At 62.1% G+C, this 16,861-nt stretch carries 12 protein-coding genes; 7 read left to right on the top strand and 5 right to left on the bottom strand.

Annotated features, from left to right (window positions below):
- Positions 1 to 48: 48 nt before the first annotated feature.
- Together A6764_RS06650 and rpsD are read left to right on the top strand one after the other, a co-directional pair.
- Complete coding sequence (locus A6764_RS06650) at positions 49 to 2,328, top strand: S-layer homology domain-containing protein (protein ID WP_264622459.1); 2,280 nt, start codon at positions 49 to 51, stop codon at positions 2,326 to 2,328.
- 306 nt (positions 2,329 to 2,634) lie between these two features.
- The gene (gene rpsD, locus A6764_RS06645) at positions 2,635 to 3,231 is read left to right on the top strand and encodes a 30S ribosomal protein S4 (RefSeq protein WP_029098707.1); all 597 of its coding nucleotides are present in this window, start codon (positions 2,635 to 2,637) and stop codon (positions 3,229 to 3,231) included.
- Between the two features lie 141 nt (positions 3,232 to 3,372).
- On the opposite strand, the gene tyrS is transcribed toward rpsD, so the two are convergent.
- The gene (tyrS, locus tag A6764_RS06640; RefSeq protein WP_029098706.1) at positions 3,373 to 4,644 is read right to left on the bottom strand and encodes a tyrosine--tRNA ligase; all 1,272 of its coding nucleotides are present in this window, start codon (positions 4,642 to 4,644) and stop codon (positions 3,373 to 3,375) included.
- A 400-nt stretch (positions 4,645 to 5,044) separates the two neighbouring features.
- Between tyrS and A6764_RS06635 the strand changes: the two genes are divergently transcribed.
- From A6764_RS06635 to A6764_RS06620, 4 genes are all read left to right on the top strand, one after another.
- Entirely contained in the window at positions 5,045 to 8,149 is a 3,105-nt protein-coding gene (locus A6764_RS06635) for a transglycosylase domain-containing protein (protein WP_065067004.1), read from the top strand.
- Between the two features lie 81 nt (positions 8,150 to 8,230).
- Positions 8,231 to 8,863, top strand: a complete 633-nt coding sequence (locus A6764_RS06630) for a GNAT family N-acetyltransferase (RefSeq protein WP_029098704.1) — start codon at positions 8,231 to 8,233, stop codon at positions 8,861 to 8,863.
- A 30-nt stretch (positions 8,864 to 8,893) separates the two neighbouring features.
- Positions 8,894 to 9,538 (top strand): CBS and ACT domain-containing protein, encoded by a 645-nt coding sequence (locus A6764_RS06625; RefSeq protein WP_029098703.1) that lies wholly within the window; start codon positions 8,894 to 8,896, stop codon positions 9,536 to 9,538.
- Positions 9,535 to 10,692, top strand: coding sequence for an acetoin utilization protein AcuC (locus tag A6764_RS06620; protein ID WP_029098702.1), 1,158 nt, complete (start codon positions 9,535 to 9,537; stop codon positions 10,690 to 10,692). Before A6764_RS06625 ends, A6764_RS06620 begins: the two co-directional genes overlap by 4 nt.
- Positions 10,693 to 10,777: 85 nt before the next feature.
- Here A6764_RS06620 and A6764_RS06615 read toward each other — a convergent pair whose 3' ends face one another.
- The 4 genes from A6764_RS06615 to A6764_RS06600 form a co-directional block, all read right to left on the bottom strand.
- The gene (locus tag A6764_RS06615; RefSeq protein WP_065067005.1) at positions 10,778 to 11,704 is read right to left on the bottom strand and encodes a 5'-methylthioadenosine/adenosylhomocysteine nucleosidase; all 927 of its coding nucleotides are present in this window, start codon (positions 11,702 to 11,704) and stop codon (positions 10,778 to 10,780) included.
- Between the two features lie 54 nt (positions 11,705 to 11,758).
- The gene (gene ccpA, locus A6764_RS06610; protein ID WP_035299858.1) at positions 11,759 to 12,769 is read right to left on the bottom strand and encodes a catabolite control protein A; all 1,011 of its coding nucleotides are present in this window, start codon (positions 12,767 to 12,769) and stop codon (positions 11,759 to 11,761) included.
- A 114-nt stretch (positions 12,770 to 12,883) separates the two neighbouring features.
- On the bottom strand, positions 12,884 to 13,192 hold the full coding sequence (locus A6764_RS06605) for a metal-sensitive transcriptional regulator (protein WP_029098699.1): 309 nt from the start codon (positions 13,190 to 13,192) through the stop codon (positions 12,884 to 12,886).
- A 127-nt stretch (positions 13,193 to 13,319) separates the two neighbouring features.
- Complete coding sequence (locus A6764_RS06600) at positions 13,320 to 14,417, bottom strand: bifunctional 3-deoxy-7-phosphoheptulonate synthase/chorismate mutase (RefSeq protein ID WP_044897349.1); 1,098 nt, start codon at positions 14,415 to 14,417, stop codon at positions 13,320 to 13,322.
- Between the two features lie 254 nt (positions 14,418 to 14,671).
- Between A6764_RS06600 and A6764_RS06595 the strand changes: the two genes are divergently transcribed.
- Entirely contained in the window at positions 14,672 to 16,849 is a 2,178-nt protein-coding gene (locus A6764_RS06595; protein ID WP_264622458.1) for a cell division protein FtsA, read from the top strand.
- Positions 16,850 to 16,861 lie beyond the last annotated feature (12 nt).

The following is a 16,861-nucleotide window of genomic DNA, read 5'->3' as shown; positions in this document are numbered from 1 at the left end:
CGTCAGAGAAGGTGTACGCTTGATTTTGACACCGTGGAGGGATTGTACATGAAACCGTGGATCATCCGATCGGGCTCCGTTGTGCTGAGCGCCGCCCTGCTGGCGCCTGCCGCCCAGGCTTACGCGGAGCAACCGCTGCCGTCCGCCGCCCCCGTCCAGTCCGGACCGGTCAGCGCCCCGGCGGGCAAGCCGCTGGCCGATGCCGCCGGCAAAGCCAAACTGTCCAAGGAGGCGGCGCTGAACATCGCCAGACAACTGGTTCCGGAGGGACTGGAGCTGGAAAACGTGTCGTTCCGTTCGGCTGACATCTGGCGCACGTTTCCGGAATGGACGTTTATCTGGGTGAAAAAAGACCGGAACCAAAACGAGATCACGTTCTCCTATACCGTCAGCATCCACGCCGACAGCGGGGAGCTGACCGGCTATTCCCGCTACGAACAACATCCGTCCAAACCCGCCTACACCAGCCGCGTGTCGTATGCCGAGGCACAGAAGGTGGCGGAGCAGTTCCTCGCCCGGCATAACCCGGCCAAAGCGGCGGCGACCCGCCTGTATGTGCGCGATCTGCCGCAGCCCAAAACGCCGCTTGATGCCGGCACCTCCTACACGTTCCGGTTTGTCCGCCTGGTGGACGGCGTGCCGTTCCCCGACAACGGCGCGGACATTACCGTCAGCGCCGCCGGTACGGTCACCGGCTACACGCTGAGCTGGAGCGACGGCGTCCGCTTTGAAAAGCCGCAGCGGATGCTTTCGCCCGAGGAAGCCGCCGCGCTGTTCAAGCAGCACGCGAAAGCGAAGCTCTCCTACGTGCTTCCCTGGGATGCGCGGGGAGAGGAGCGGAACAACCCGATTCTGGCCTATCAGAACCCTTTCTCCTTTTACCTGGACGCAGGAGACGGCACGCCCTTGACGGAGACGCTCGCGCCGCTCAAACCCGAGGCGGAGAAACCGCCCGCAAGCGGCAAGCGCCTGCCCCCGCGCCACACGGGCAGCCCGCTCGGACAGGATGCCGCCGTCCAGTTGGCGGAACGGACGTTTGACCTCTCCGGATACCAACTGCGTGCCGCCACCTACAACGAAAAGGACTACAACGGCAGCCGGCCGGTCTGGAACCTGGAATACGAAGCGAAGAACGCCACCGGCCAAAGCTATGTCTTCATCGCCATGGACGCGCTCAACGGGGACGTGTACCACTTCAGCAAAAACAACCGGCTGCCGGAGCCGCGAAAGGCGGCGGCCAAAAACGCAGACGCGGACAGCTTGAAGAAAAAAGCGGCGGAAGCGATCCGCTCCTGGACGCCGACCTGGGCCGACCGGCTCTATCTGACGGAATCGGCGGAGCCCCAGCAGCCGGACGCCGAGCGGTACGAGGTGCGGTTCCAGCGGCTGGTCAACGGCATTCCGGCCGCCACCGGCTCCGCCAGCGTCTCGTTTGATGCCGCCACCGGCGAACTGCTCTCCTACAACGTGAATGTGGGACCGGAAACCTACCCGGCGCAGGTGCCGAAACACCGCCCCGCCGAAGAAGCGCTGGCGGCCTGGCAGAATGAAACGGAGGTGGAAGCGGTCTACGTGCTCGAGCCCTTCCCGGATGGCGCGGCCGCTTCCCGCGTCGGCAAAGCCGCCACTTTGCCCGCGCGCAAGGCGAAACTGGTGTATCGCGCCGCATTGACGCCGCTGGATCAGCCGTACGTCCTTGACGCCGTCAGCGGCGGCTGGCGCAGCCTGTCGACGGGCAAGCCGATCCAGCTTCATCGTCCCGCCCCCGCCGACCTGAATGGGCACCCTGCCGAAAAAGAGCTCATGCTGATGTACGAGTACGAGGCGCTCTCCCTGATCGACGGGAACATCCTGCCGGAGCGGAGCATCACCCGCGGCGAAATGATCCAGATGCTGATGCTCAGCCTCAACGAGGGACGGGTTTTGCCCTTGGCCGCCGAGCGGAAAGCGAGCTTTCGCGACGTCGCCAGCGATTCCCGCTACTTCGCCGCCGTCGAAGCCGCCGTCGACCGCGGCCTGCTGGACAAGGACTCCCCGTCGCTGAAGCCGGATGAGACGATCACCCGGGAGGAGTTGGCGGACATGATCGTGCGCGCCCTGGGATACCGCAAACTGGCGGAGCACGCCGAGATGTTCGCGACGAAGCTGACCGACATCGACCAGTCCACACACCGGGGCGCCATCGTCATCGTGACGACGCTGGGCATCATGCCGCCCGGCAAAGGGGAGTTCCGGCCGAAGGGCAGCGTCTCCCGGGCGGACGCCGCCATCGCGTTTGCCCGTTTCCTGGAAAAACGGAGCGAGCTGGAAGAGAGCCGCACGTTTTAACCGGCAGCTGCACCCGCGGCCGGGAACGCAGCCGGGGCGTGCCCAAGCAGGCCGCCCCGTACATTTTCCTTGACTTTGCGCGGCCCAAGACTATAATATTGGATGTATGTGTACAGGGTAGCATTGATTGCAGGTAAAAACGGGAGGTACCACCCTCTTAGTTTCATCCCTTTACAGGCTGCGGCTGAACTACCTGTGAGGAGCACGATGCGGAAACGCTACCGTCCGAAGTTCGTGTAGGTAAAGATGGAACTAGCCTTCCGGAAGTAAACACCTGTGAATCCCATTTCAAAGGAGAATGAAAACATGGCACGTTACACTGGTCCACGTCACAAACTGGCCCGTCGTCTGGGCATCTCCCTGGATGGCACCGGCAAAGACATCAAGCGCAACTTCCCGCCTGGCCAACACGGCCACAGCCGTCGCAAACTGAGCGAATACGGCATCCAGCTGCAAGAAAAACAAAAACTGCGCCACATGTTCGGCGTAAGCGAGAAACAATTCCGCCGCACGTTCGAGCAAGCTACCAAAATGCACGGCGTTGTTGGCGAAAACTTCATGAAACTGCTGGAATCCCGTCTGGACAACGTGGTATACCGCATGGGCTTCGCGCCGACTCGTCCGGCTGCGCGCCAACTGGTTAACCACGGCCACTTCCTGGTAAACGGCAAAAAAGTGAACATCCCGTCCTACCGCGTACAACCGGGCGACGTGATCAGCGTTCGCGAGAAGTCCCGCAACCTGCAAATCATCAAGGATTCGCTGGAAGCGCGCAGCTTCCTGCCGAACTACATCTCGTTCAACGACAACGCGATGGAAGGTACGTTCACCCGCCTGCCGGACCGCGAAGAAATGCCGGCGGAAATCAACGAAAAACTGATCGTCGAGTTCTACAGCCGTTAATCTGTGGAGCGAGTCGAAAAAAGAGCAGTGCCGATTGCCGGCCTGCTCTTTTTTGATGGGCGCAACGTTTTTTCATCCGCTGCATGCCGTCGCTAACATCAAGAAGAAAACCCGCGCCAAAACGGCACGGGCTTTGCAGCGTTATCCCAGCTTTACCTTCGCAAACTTTCGCTTGCCCACCTGGACGACCATGCCGTCCGCAAGCGGCACGCTCTGATTGATGTCGGCCACTTTCTCCTCGTTTACCTTGACCGCTCCCTGCTGCACCATGCGGCGGGCTTCCCCCTTGGAGTCGACCAGCTTCAGGTCAAACACGAGATTGACAATGTTGGCCTCGCCGTTTTCGTACGCGGACGCATCCAGCGCCACTTCCGGCAGATCGGTCGGCAGGGCGCGCTGCTGGAAGACGGTTTTGAAGTAGGTCTCCGCCTCTTCTGCCGCCTCCTCCCCGTGGAACATGCGCACAAAGGTTTTCGCCAGCCGCATCTTGGCGTCGCGCGGGTGCACGCTGCCGTCGGCGAGGCCGCTCTTCAGCGCTTCCAGTTCCTCGCTGGAGATGTCGGTCGCCAGTTCGTAGTAGCGGAGCATCAGCTCGTCCGGCACGGACATCGCTTTGCCGTAAATTTCGTTCGGCGGCTCGTTGACCCCGATGTAGTTGCCCAGGCTCTTGGACATCTTCTGCACGCCGTCCAGCCCTTCCAACAGCGGCATGGTGAGGATCACCTGCTGCTCCTGGCCGAACTCTTTCTGCAGGTGGCGGCCCATCAGCAGGTTGAACTTCTGGTCGGTGCCGCCCAGCTCCACGTCGCTTTCCAGCGCCACCGAATCGTAGCCCTGCATCAGCGGGTAGAAGAATTCATGCAGCGAGATGGCCTGGCCGCTGTTGAAGCGCTTCTCGAAATCGTCCCGCTCCATCATCCGGGCCACCGTGGTCTTGGCCGCCAACTGCACGACGTCGGCGAACGTCAGCGGCGCCAGCCAACTGGAGTTGTAGTGCACTTCCACGCGGCTGGCATCCAGCACCTTGCCGAACTGCTCCACGTAGCTTTTCGCGTTTTCCTTCACCTGTTCCTCGGTCAACTGCTTGCGCGTCTCCGACTTGCCCGTCGGGTCGCCGATGCGGCCGGTGAAGTCGCCGATGACCAGTTGGATGGTGTGGCCCAGCTCCTGGAACTGGCGCAGCTTTTGCAGCACGACCGTATGGCCGACGTGAATGTCGGGAGCGGACGGATCCAGCCCCAGCTTCACTTTCAGCGGCCGGCCGGTCGCGACAAAGCGCTCCAGCTTGCGCCGCAGCTCCTCCTCGGGAATGATTTCCACCGCCCCTCGGCGAATCACCGCCAACTGGCGTTCCACTTCCTGCTTCTGCGCTTCCGTCAGCGCGTACGTCTCGTTTGTCTGTTCGACACTCATCCCTGTACAGCTCCTTTTCCTTGATCCCTGACATCCATAAAAATAAGAAAAACCCGCCCCTGGTTAGGGACGAGTCTGCACCCGCGGTACCACCCTAATTGAAAAGATGCGCACGGCACCCTTTCCGCTCATTGCGCAGGGTAACGGCCTGCTCCGTCCGGATTGTCCGGAAGGCTCCCGGCGTGTACTTCGCGATGTGGAAGGGGCTGGTTTGCACCGACCACCAGCTCTCTGAAAACTCCGCTTGTCACTCGCTACTGTCACCGTTCGACGCCACGGTCTGCTGTAAAAACGTACACCGTTATTGTTGCACAGCGGCTATCCCCTGTCAACGGCGCACTTCTATCCTCCCGATCCCTCCTATGGTATAATCAGGATAACGCTAGGGGGTCGTAGATCTATGTCGAACAAGCACTCTTCTTCCTCTGAACCGGCCAAGCGCAAGCGCCGCCGCGGCCGCAGGCGGACAGTCCTGCTGATGGTCCAGGGCCTGCTGCTGATGGGGCTGTTGGGCGTCATTCTGGCCGGAGGCATCGTGACAGGCTACGTCGCCGCGCTCGTCAAGGACGAGCCTGTGCGCAGCCGGGAAGAACTGCAGAAAAAAATCTTCACCAACTACCTCACCGGCTTCGCCTATTACAACGACGGTTCGCTGATCGGACAGCTCCGCGCGTCCGAAGGGGACAGGCGGCTGGTGAGGAAATCCGAAGTCTCTCCTTATCTGATCAACGCCATCATCGCCACCGAAGACAAAAACTTCTTTCACCACAAGGGAGTCGTGCTCCAGTCGACGCTGCGCGGCGCCTATCAGGACTTGACCAACCAGCCTGTCGTCACCGGCGGCAGCACGCTGACCCAGCAGTTGGTCAAAAACACCATCCTCTCCCATGAAGTGAGCCACATGCGCAAAGCACGGGAGATATTCAACGCGCTGCGCATCGAGCGGATGTTTTCCAAGGACCAGATTCTCGAAGCCTACATGAACGAGATCTACCTCGGGAAAAACGCCAACGGCTCCAATGTGTACGGTGTCCAGGCCGCAGCCAAGGGCATTTTCAACAAGGACGTGAAGGACCTGGACCTGGCGGAAGCCTCCTATCTGGCGGGGATGATTCAAAATCCCGGGGCGTATTCGCCGTTTAACTCCGAAGGGTACCGGCGCGGAAAGGATCGCCAGAAGATGGTGCTGGACCGGATGATGGAAAACGGGTACATCACCCAGACCCAGTACGATGAAGCGCTGGCGTCCGATCTGAAGGCGCGGCTGGCCAAACCGACGCAGCAGGCGTACCGGGAAGTGCCGTTCCTGATGATGGAAATCGAAGAGCGGGCCGCCCGCGCGCTGGTCGACACCGAATTAAAGGAAAAAGGGCGGGACAAGTCCAGCGTCGGACGCAACGAGTACCGCCAGTTGATCGAAGAAAAGCGGCGCGACATCCTGCGCAACGGCTACAAGGTGTACACCACGATCGACAAGGACGTCAACGCGATCATGCAGGACGTGGCCCAGGACCCGAAAAACTTCGGAAAAAACGCGACATACACGATTCGCCGCTCCAACGGCAAGACGGAAAAGATCGAAAACGCCCTGGAAGAAGTGGGCGCCATGCTGATTCACAACAAAACCGGCGCCATCCTCGGCATGATCGGCGGACGGGATTTCAACGTGGAACAGACCAACCATGCCACCGTTCCCCGTCAGCCGGGTTCGGCCATGAAGCCGCTGGCCGCCTACGCGCCCGCGTTTGAACTGGGACTGCTGCAGCCCGCCTCGCCGATCGACGATTCCCCCGTGCTGCTGGCGGACGGGCAAACCGGCTCCCACCTGCCGATGAACTGGGACAACAAGTTTCACGGCATCATGAGCGCCCGCGAAGCGCTGCGGATGTCCTGGAACGTCCCGGCGATCAAGACGTACCTGAAGGTGGGCATCCCGACGGCGCTGGAATACGTGAAGAAAATGGGCGTCACCACGCTGGTCGACAGCGACAATTACGCCGCCACGGGGGTGATCGGCGGGCTGACGTACGGATTGACGGTGGAGGAAATCACCAACGCCTACGCCACCTTTGCCAACCACGGGTCGTTCGTGGACGCCTACCTGATCGAGCGGATCGAGGACAGCCAGGGCAGGGTCATCTACCGGCACGAAGGGGAGCCGGTACAGGTGTACAGCGAACAGACCGCCTATCTGATCACGGACGTGCTCCGCTCGGTGGTCAACGCCGGCACCGGCACCCACATCCGCCAGTACGTTCCGCGCAAGGTGGACGTCGCCGGCAAGACGGGGACGACCAACAACAGCAACGACCTGTGGTTCGTCGGGTACACCCCCGACCTTTCCATGGGCGTCTGGATCGGGTACGACGAGCCCTATCCCATACCGGACCGGGACAAATACGTGCCGATGGCCGTGTGGGGCAAGATCATGAAACAGATTCTCGACAAACACCCGGACTTGTCGCCGCCCGACAAGACCTTCGACAAACCGGCCGGCATCGTTACCGCCACCGTGGACAGCAAGTCCGGCCTCCTGCCGAGCGAACTGTCCAAAGAGGCGGGGCATCTGATCACCGATCTGTTCAACCGGCAGTTCCTGCCGACCAAAACGGACGACTCCCACCAGAAAGCCCGCGTCGTCCTCTACAACGGCGAGCGCTACCTGGCCAAGGAAGGGACGCCGGACGACTTCGTGTCGGAGGGCATCTTCTTCCGCTCGCCGGACCCGCTGCCCGACAAGGAGCAGATTCTCGCCAAAAACAAAAAGGCCAGCGCCAAGCCGCTCGATTGGGAGCAGCGCCTGCCCGACAAGGAGGACCCCAGGACCGAGGTGGCCGGCGCTCCCGCCGCTCCTGCCAACGTCACCGCCGTCCGTTCCGGCGAGCACGTGACGCTTTCGTGGAAGTCAGGCGGCGAAGCGGACCTGATCGGCTACCGCGTCTACCGCGCCAACGCGCAGAACGGATTCGTCCGCATCGCCACGGTGAAGGACCCGGCCGTGCTCAGCTATACGGATGCGTCGGCAAACGGCGGGCGGTACGGCTACTACGTCACCGCCGTGGACATCACCGGCCAGGAGTCGGCGCCGTCAGCGGTGGCCTCGGCCGGCGATTCCGCAGGCACCTGGGGGAACCCGACCGTCCCCGGCCAAACGGAAACGCCGCTCCCTGGACCAAACGGTTCGACCGGCGTCGGATCCGGCGGAGAGCCGGCCGGAAACGGCGGAGAGCCCGCTGCCGCGCCGCCCAGTGCGCCCAAGTCTTTGACGCTGAAAAAGGCCCAGGGCGGCTGGAAGCTGCAGTGGAAGGCCAACAGCGCAAATGAACAGGTCATCGCGTACAACGTCTACTTCAGCCCGGACCCGGCAACCGGATACCTGCTCCTGGAATCGGTGACCGGCACCAGCTACGTGCACATGACCGAAGACGCCGGCGGCACGTATTACGTCACCGCCGTCAACAGTTTCGGAGAATCGCCGCAATCGAACAGCGTCTCCGCCCACTAAACGACGTATGATAGGGATAGAGAGGTGAACAAGAGATGGTTTGGCTGCCATCTCTTGTTTTCTAGACCAGGAGGTGCATCGATGAAGCACGTCAAGCGCTATCATTCACAGCAGCTCGTCGCCGGCGGAAAGCGGCTGCTGGTGGAAGGGCCCATCGAACCGGAACGTCTGGCCTCCCTCCGCTTCGACGAAGGGCTCAAGGCATTCCGCGTTCCCGAAGAGCAGCACAAGGCCCTCGTGGAAATTGCCGCCCTGCCGGAGGGGCGGATTATCGTGGCCCGGGAAGAGGACCTGGTGCTGGGCTACGTCACGTTTCTCTATCCCGACCCGCTGGAGCGCTGGTCGCAGGCCCAACTCCCCGACCTGCTCGAGCTGGGGGCAATCGAAGTCAGCCAGGCCGTGCGGGGCGGCGGCGTCGCCAAGACGATGCTGCAGGTGGCCTTTGCGGACGACGCGATGGAAGACTATATCGTCATCACGACGGAATATTACTGGCACTGGGACCTGAAAGGAACGGGGCTGGATGTGTGGCAGTACCGGAAAGTGATGGAAAAGGTGATGGGCAGCGTCGGCATGGTCTGGATGGCCACGGACGATCCGGAAATCTGCTCTCATCCGGCCAACTGCCTGATGGCCCGAATCGGCAGGCGGGTCCCGCCGGAGAGCATCGCCGCTTTTGACGCCATGCGCTTTCAAAACCGCTATTTCTATTAGGAGCGCCAGGGAAAGGGGGAGGTTTTGCCCATGCGAATCGAGAAGATCATGCGCCGGCGGGTCGTCACCGTCCACCCCGCCACCAGCATCGGCGACGCGCTGAAACTGCTGCGCGGCAACCGCATCCGGCATCTGCCCGTCGTGGAACAGGAGCGCCTCGTGGGAATCATCTCCGACCGCGACCTGCGCGATGCCCTGCCGTCCACGCTGCTCGTGCACGACGACGATCACACCGTCCTGCAAAAGCCGGTGGCGGACATCATGCAGCGTCAGGTGATCACCGCCCATCCGCTCGATTTCATCGAAGACGCGGCGGTGCAAATCTACGAACACAAGGTGGGTTCGCTCCCGGTCGTGGAAGGAAACCGGCTGGTCGGCATCATCACGGAATCGGACCTGTTCAACAGCCTGATCGAACTGTTTGGCGTGAACAAACCCAGTTCCCACATCGAGGTGGAGGTGGACGACCGCGTGGGCATGCTGGCGGAAGTCAGCCAGGTGATGCGTGAAGCCCAGGTGAACGTCTGCAGCGTGGTCGTCTTCCCCGGGGGCCGGCCGGGCAGGAAGAATCTGGTCTTCCGCGTCCAGACGATCGACCCGCGCCCCGTCGTTCAACTGCTGCGCGACAAGGGCTTTGCGGTCGTCGCTCCCGGGGAAGGGGGGGACCGGCGTTGAGCCGCAACGCTCGTCTGATCTACTCCGCCGACTACACCCGGTATTACTTTCACGACGAACATCCGTTCAACCAGCGCCGTCTGCTCCTGACCTACGATCTGATGAGCGCCTACGGATTGCTGAACGACGCCGACATCCTGCCGCCGCGGATGGCGACCGACGAGGAGCTGGCCCTGATCCACGATCCGCGCTACATCCAGTTTGTGCGGCAGCAGGGGGAAAGCGACGCCGAGCTGCCGCTGGCGGCGGGGTACGGGATTGGCACCGAAGACGTCCCCTGCTTCCGGCAGATGCACGAGGCCGCCGCCCTGATCGTCGGCGGCACCCTGCAGGCGGTGGACGCGGTGATGAACGGACAGGCGGAGCACGCCTTCAACCCCGCCGGCGGGCTGCACCACGCCTTTCGCGGGCGGGCATCCGGCTTTTGCATCTACAACGACTGCTCCGTCGCCATCGCCTATCTGCGCAAGCACTGGGACGCCAGGATCCTGTACATCGACACCGACGCCCATCACGGAGACGGCGTGCAGTGGGCCTTTTACGACGATCCCAACGTCCTGACCGTCTCCCTGCACGAGACCGGCAAATACCTCTTTCCCGGCACCGGCAGCCTGACGGAGCGGGGGGAAGGCAGCGGCTACGGCTATACGGTTAACATTCCTCTGGAAGCGTTTACAGAAGATCAGTCGTTTTTGGACATTTACCACGAGTTGGTTCCCAAATTGGCGCGCGGCTTCAAGCCGGACGTGATCGTGACGCAAAACGGCTGCGACGCCCACGCCTACGACCCGCTTACGCACCTCTCCTGTTCGATGCGCATCTACCAGGAGATTCCCCGGCTGGCTCATCGCCTGGCGCACGAGTGGTGCCAGGGCCGCTGGATCGCCGTGGGCGGCGGCGGCTACGACATCTGGCGGGTGGTGCCCCGCGCCTGGACGCTGCTCTGGAGCGAGATGACCGATCAGCCGCTCGCGGACGGCCCGCTGCCGGAGGCGTGGCGCTCCCGCTGGCAGCCGCTGAGCAGTCTGGAACTGCCGGCCCGGCTGTTTGACGACCCGTTTCCCCCGATCCCCCGCCGCGCGGAGATCACCGAGAAAAACCGCATCACGCTGGAGAGGGCGCTGATGTACGCGCCGATCGGAGCGGACAACTGAACGGGCAGCCAGCGGGCCGGCTCGCCGGCCAAAAACGAAAAACCGGTCTCTCCCGCGAGAAACCGGTTTTTTCATGCGCGTTTCGTTACGAACGGCTCAGCAGCTTCTCCAGCTCGTCCGGCTGGAAGCCTTTGACCGCTTTGCCGCCGACCACCGTCACGGGCACGCCCATGAAGCCGAAGCGCTCCACTTCTTCCTGGTAGGCGCGGCTGGTCATCACGTCCCGCACCTCAAACGCGACGCCCTTTGCGGTCAGCCACTGTTTCACCATGTCGCAGTCGATGCAGTTTTTGGTGGAGTATACGATCACGCCGGGCGTCATCGCGCGCAGCATCCGGCTGACGATCGCGTAAGAACGGCGGGACGCCAACTGGGTAAACTCCGCGAAGTTGACGTGCGCGGAGCCGTCCGCCTTGTCCGACATGGAGCGAACGATCACAAACGGCACGCCGTTCATGGCGCACACCTGCGCGACGGCTGCGCCCTCCATCTCCGTGCAGTGGGCGTCAAACTGCTCGCGGAGCCACTTGACCTTTTCCCGGCTGGCGACGAACTGGTCGCCGGAGAGAATCCGCCCGCTCGCGACCTGCACGCCGTCTTCCAGGTCCTTGCCCGCTGCGATCGCCAGCTCCCGCAGCTCCGGGTCAGCCTGCCACACCCACTGCTCGGTGTACGGAATCTGGCCGGGGGCGAATCCCAGTGCTGTCACGTCAATGTCGTGCTGTACGCAGTCCGTGGAGACGACGATATCGCCGATGTTCAGATCGGGGTGAACCGCTCCCGCCACCCCGGTGAAAATGACGCGGTCCACCTTGAACTGATCGATCAGCATTTGCGTGGTGACGGCGGCGTTTACCTTGCCCACCCCCGATTTACAGAGAACGACGGATGTTCCCTCCATCTCTCCCTCGTGGTAGACGATGCCCGCCTTCTCCGTGCTGACCGTGCCGGTCATCGCTTCCAGATACAGCGCAATTTCCTCGTCCATCGCGCCGATAATCCCAATGCGCATCTCTTTTTCCCTCCTGCTTCTCCTGCTGTCAAACGCTTCGTCCCTCGCGGCGCTTCAGGTTTCCCGCGGCCGGGTGCTTTCGCGGTATTCGATGCGGTGGGGCAGCAGCACGACGTGCTCCTCCACGTGCTCGTTGTTCATGTACTTGGTCAACAGGCGCATCGCCACCGCTCCGATGTCGTACATCGGCTGGACGACCGAGGTGAGCCGCGGCCGCACCATTTCCACCAGCCGGATGTTGTCGTGCCCGATCACTTCGATGTCGGCCGGCACGTTCAAGCCGGCATCCTGCACGGCGTGAATCGCCCCGATCGCCATTTCGTCGCTGGCGGCAAAAATGGCGGTCGGCGGGTCGGACAGCTTGAGAAACTCTCCGGCGGTGCGCAGCCCCGATTCGTAGAAGTAGTTGCCGTGGGCCACCAGCTTCTCGTCAAGCGGAATCCCGGCGTCGGCCAGCGCCTTTTTGTAGCCCTCGTAGCGCATAAGACCGCCCAGCGGGTCGTTGATCGGTCCGGTGATCATCGCGATCCGCCTGTGTCCGTGATCGATCAGCGCCTTGGTGGCGTCGTAGGCCGCCTGGAAATGGTCGATGGTGACGGACGGCAGCGTGTTGTCCGCATCCCGCGTCGCCGCCAGAACGGTCGGCACCGATGCGCTGGTGAGCGCCTGCAAATGGTCTTCCTTGATTTCCGCTCCCATGAACAAAAGGCCGTCCACCTGCTTTTCCAAAAGCGTGTTGATCAACTGCAGTTCCTTTTCCATGCGCTGGTCCGAATTGCACAGGATGATGTTGTACTTGTACATGGTGGCGATATCTTCGATGCCGCGGGCCAATTCGGAAAAAAACAGACTGGAGATGTCCGGGATGATGACACCGACCGTCGTTGTTTTCTTGCTGGCCAATCCGCGCGCGACTGCGTTGGGCCGATACCCGAGTCGTTCGATCGCAGCCAACACTTTTTTGCGCGTCAATGGTTTGACATTCGGGTTCCCGTTGACAACCCGGGAAACCGTCGCCATCGAAACTCCCGCTTCTCGTGCCACATCATAGATAGTAACCGGCATCACATACCCTCACTTTCCCCATTTTATGGTTTTCATGATCATTTTCATAAATGTATGCACTTATGATACGACAAGCCGTGCCCGGTTGCAATCGTTTTCCGGGCGAGCGGCCCCTCATCTCATCAGCTTGTTCATCGTCTTCAAGAGTTCGTCAATCACTTCGCTGTCTCCCTGTTGAATGCGGTCGATGACACAGCTTTTCATGTGTCCTTCCAGCAGCATCCTGCCCACCGCGTTCAGCGCCGACTGGGCCGCCGCGATCTGATTCAGGATGTCGTCGCAGTACACGTCCTTTTCCACCATGCCGCGGATGCCGCGAATTTGTCCTTCCACCCGGTTCAGCCGGGAGATGAGATTGCTCTTGATCTTGTCCGGACGCGGGGTGGACCGCTCCGACGTACAGCAGTGCTCCTGTTCACTCATCCGCCATCGCTCCCTTCAGCCATGTCCTCTTGTGCTTAGCTTACTGGCTGGGACGCGTTTCGTCAAATGAGGAGGGCCCTCCCGCCGATCGGAAGAGCCCTGGACATTGCTTATTCAGACGGACGGATCAGCGCCGCACCGTTGCCGTTTCTTCCTTATAAAGACCGGATGCGAGCAGTTCGTCGAGGATATGGTTGAACTGCGGGATGTTGACCTGCTGCTTGGCGTCGGACAGGGCGACGTCCGGATCCGGGTGCACTTCGATCATGACGCCGTCCGCGCCGACAGCGAGACCGGCCTTGGCCGTAGGCAGGAGCAGATCGCGGCGGCCGGTGGAGTGGGTCACGTCGACGAATACCGGCAGGTGGGTCTCCTGTTTCAACAGCGGCACGGCGGAGATGTCCAGCGTGTTGCGGGTCGCTTTCTCGTAGGTGCGGATGCCGCGCTCGCAGAGCATCACCTGCTTGTTGCCCTCGGACAGGATGTACTCCGCAGCGTAGATGAACTCTTCGATCGTCGCCGACAGCCCGCGCTTCAGCAGGATCGGATGGTTGATGCGTCCGGCCGCTTTCAGCAGTTCAAAGTTCTGCATGTTGCGGGCCCCGATCTGAATCACGTCGATGTAGCGGGTGGCCAGTTCCAGGTCAGCGGGATTGACGATTTCGCTGATCGTCACCAGGTTGAATTCGTCCCCGATCCGCTTGAGAATCTCCAGGCCTTCCACGCCCAGACCCTGGAAGTCGTACGGCGAGGTGCGCGGCTTGTACGCTCCCCCGCGCAGGACGCGAAGACCGCGCTTGACGTGATTCTCCGCCACGGCGCGCACCTGCTCGTAGCTCTCCACGGAGCACGGGCCGGCAATCAGGATCGGACGGCCTCCGCCGAACTCCACGCCCTTGACCGTGATCACGGTGTCTTCCGGCTGTTTCTTGCGGCTGACCAAGAGAACCTTTTTGTTGTCGTCGTTCATCAGGTCGAGCGACGCCTGGAAAATTTGCTTGAACAGGTGGCGGATCGTGTTGTCGCTGAACGGACCGTTGTTGTTTTCCACCAGTTGGGTGAGCATTTGGCGCTCCCGTTCCGGGTCGAAGGGGTTGACGCCCTGCTTCACCTTTTCCTTGCCCAGTTCCTGGACGAGTTCGGCCCGCCTGTTGATCAACGAGAGAATCTGCAGGTTGATCTCGTCGATCTGTTTGCGCATGGTTTCGATTTGGTCGTGTGCCATCTTCGTCTCCACTCTCCTCGTTTTCCTTTGTACTCACACGATAAATTAGGGTTATTATAATCAATCAAACTGCCCTTGTCAGCAGTTTAGCGCCAAAAAGCGCGAAAGTAAATTGTAAATTTGTTTTAAAACGTTTGCAAAATTCCTCCTGTCGAGAAGATTGCCTGTTTCGACAGGATTCTCCGCGCTTCGAGTCGAAATCATTTCCGAAGTGATTTCCCGGATTTTCCTCCGGAACGAGGAGTGACCTGGTTTTGTCGGACATTGTGCAAACAGCCTCGGATGAGCTGATCTTTGCTTTGGATATTGGAACCCGCAGCGTGGTCGGGCTGATCGTGGAGCCGGTGGGCGATCGGTTCCGCATCGTTGACTGCGCCATCCGCGAGCATGACGAACGCTCCATGCTGGACGGACAGATTCACGACGTCGTCGCCGTCTCCAAAGTCATTCGGCAGGTCAAGGAGCAGTTGGAAGAAACGCACGGCCCGCTGAAACGGGTGGCCGTGGCGGCGGCCGGCCGTTCGCTGCGGACGCGGCGGGTGCGGATGGAGATGCCGATCGCCCGGCACGCCGCCATCTCCCGCGACGACGTGCTGGCCCTGGAGTTTTCCGCCGTGCAGGAAGCCCAGGCCCAACTGGCCCAGGAGCTGAACGAACGGGACGTCACCCGCTACTACTGCGTCGGGTACAGCGTCGTCAACTACTACCTGGACGGCGAACTGATCGGCAGCCTGATCGACCAGCGCGGGGAGACGGCCAGCGTCGACGTGATCGCCACATTCTTGCCCCGCGTGGTCGTGGACTCGCTGCTGGCGGCGCTGAAGCGCTGCGACCTGGAAATGCAGGCGCTGACCCTGGAACCGATCGCGGCGATCAACGTGCTGATCCCCGTCACCATGCGCAGGCTGAACATCGCGTTGGTGGACATCGGCGCCGGCACCTCCGACGTGGCCCTGACCGAGGAAGGGGCAATCACCGCCTACGGCATGGTGCCGGTGGCCGGCGACGAAATCACCGACGCCCTGATGAACGCCTTTTTGCTCGACTTCCCGATGGCGGAGGAAGTGAAGCGGGCGCTCACTTCCCGCGAAACGGTGACATTCACCGACATTCTCGGGATGGAGCACAGCCTGTCTTCCGCCGAGGTGGCGGCCGCCATCGACAGCGACATCCGCCACCTGGCCGCCAACATCGCGAACAAAATCCTGGAACTGAACGGCAAGCCGCCGCAGGCCGTGATGCTGATCGGCGGAGGCAGCCTGACGCCAAGACTGACGGAACGCGTCGCGGAAGCGCTGAAGCTGCCGCCGGCCCGCGTCGCCGTCCGGGGAGCGGACGCCATCCGGCAGTTTGTGGACGAACATCCGCAAATCACCGGACCGGAATTCGTGACGCCTGTCGGCATCGCCGTCGCGGCGCGCCGCCATCCGGTCAAATACGTGACCGTCACCGTCAACGACGCGCCGGTCCGCATCTTCGACCTGCGCAAAATGACGCTCGGTGACGCCCTGATCGCGGCCGGCATGGACATCCGCCGCCTCTACGGCCGCCCCGGCATGGCGATTTCGCTGACCGTGAACGGCCGGATCAAAATCATTCCGGGCGGCCACGGCACCCCGCCCGTCATCGAGAAAAACGGGGAAGCGTCGGGCCTGGACGCCCCCGTGGCCGACGGCGATGTGATCGTCGTCGTGCCCGGTCAGGACGGCCGGGAAGCGGAGGCGCGGGTGCTCGATCTGCTGGACCACCTGGACACGCTGGAACTCACCTGCAACGGCCAACCGCTTTCGCTCGGCCCCATCGCCCTGGTCAACGGCGTGCGGCAGCCGCTGGACGCCCCGCTCGCCGACCGCAGCGAAGTGGAGATCCGCCTGCCCCGCACGGTGGAAGAGGTGCTGCGGGAAGCGGGGCTGCTCCCGAACGGGGACGAAGAAGCGACGCCTCCCCTCCGGTTCAGCGTCAACGGCCGGTTGTACACCCTGCCAGCTCGCATCCTCCGGGTGGAGGTAAACGGCAAACCGGCCGCACTGGACGATCGCGTGCGGCCGGGCGACGATCTGGTATTCCGGGCGGAAGAGCCGCCGATCCCCGCCATCCGCGACGTCATTCCTCCCGAGGAGTGGGGGCAGGAGACGATCACCGTCCACTTCAACGGTCAGCCTGTCGTGCTGCCCGTGGGCGGCGTATCCATCACGATGGACGGCCTCCCCGCCCAGGCGGACGATCCCGTCCGGGACGGCGCGGTGATTACGGTGAAGGCCGCCGCTCCTGCCGCGCCCCTGTTCAGCGACGTCTTCCGCTATGTCGACGTCTCGCTGGAAAAGCCGACGGGCGAAGGTATCTCCCGCCTGGTGACGCTGGTCAACGGGGAGCCGGCCTCGTTCCAGACGGAGTTGAAGAGCGGCGACAAGCTGGAGCTGTATTGGGAGTAACCGTCTGCTCTG

The sequence above is a fragment of the Brevibacillus sp. WF146 genome, assembly GCF_001673705.2.
GTDB classification, from domain to species: Bacteria; Bacillota; Bacilli; order Brevibacillales; family Brevibacillaceae; genus Brevibacillus; species Brevibacillus thermoruber.
This window is presented reverse-complemented; position numbering and strand designations above follow the sequence as displayed.

Coding starts and splice junctions, on each gene's coding strand:
- A6764_RS06625 (WP_029098703.1), top strand. CDS start 8,894: ATGCGAATCGAGAAGATCATGCGCCGGCGGGTCGTCACCGTCCACCCC.
- ccpA (WP_035299858.1), bottom strand. CDS start 12,769: ATGCCGGTTACTATCTATGATGTGGCACGAGAAGCGGGAGTTTCGATG.
- A6764_RS06635 (WP_065067004.1), top strand. CDS start 5,045: ATGTCGAACAAGCACTCTTCTTCCTCTGAACCGGCCAAGCGCAAGCGC.
- A6764_RS06600 (WP_044897349.1), bottom strand. CDS start 14,417: ATGGCACACGACCAAATCGAAACCATGCGCAAACAGATCGACGAGATC.
- A6764_RS06615 (WP_065067005.1), bottom strand. CDS start 11,704: ATGCGCATTGGGATTATCGGCGCGATGGACGAGGAAATTGCGCTGTAT.
- tyrS (WP_029098706.1), bottom strand. CDS start 4,644: ATGAGTGTCGAACAGACAAACGAGACGTACGCGCTGACGGAAGCGCAG.
- rpsD (WP_029098707.1), top strand. CDS start 2,635: ATGGCACGTTACACTGGTCCACGTCACAAACTGGCCCGTCGTCTGGGC.
- A6764_RS06605 (WP_029098699.1), bottom strand. CDS start 13,192: ATGAGTGAACAGGAGCACTGCTGTACGTCGGAGCGGTCCACCCCGCGT.
- A6764_RS06650 (WP_264622459.1), top strand. CDS start 49: ATGAAACCGTGGATCATCCGATCGGGCTCCGTTGTGCTGAGCGCCGCC.
- A6764_RS06630 (WP_029098704.1), top strand. CDS start 8,231: ATGAAGCACGTCAAGCGCTATCATTCACAGCAGCTCGTCGCCGGCGGA.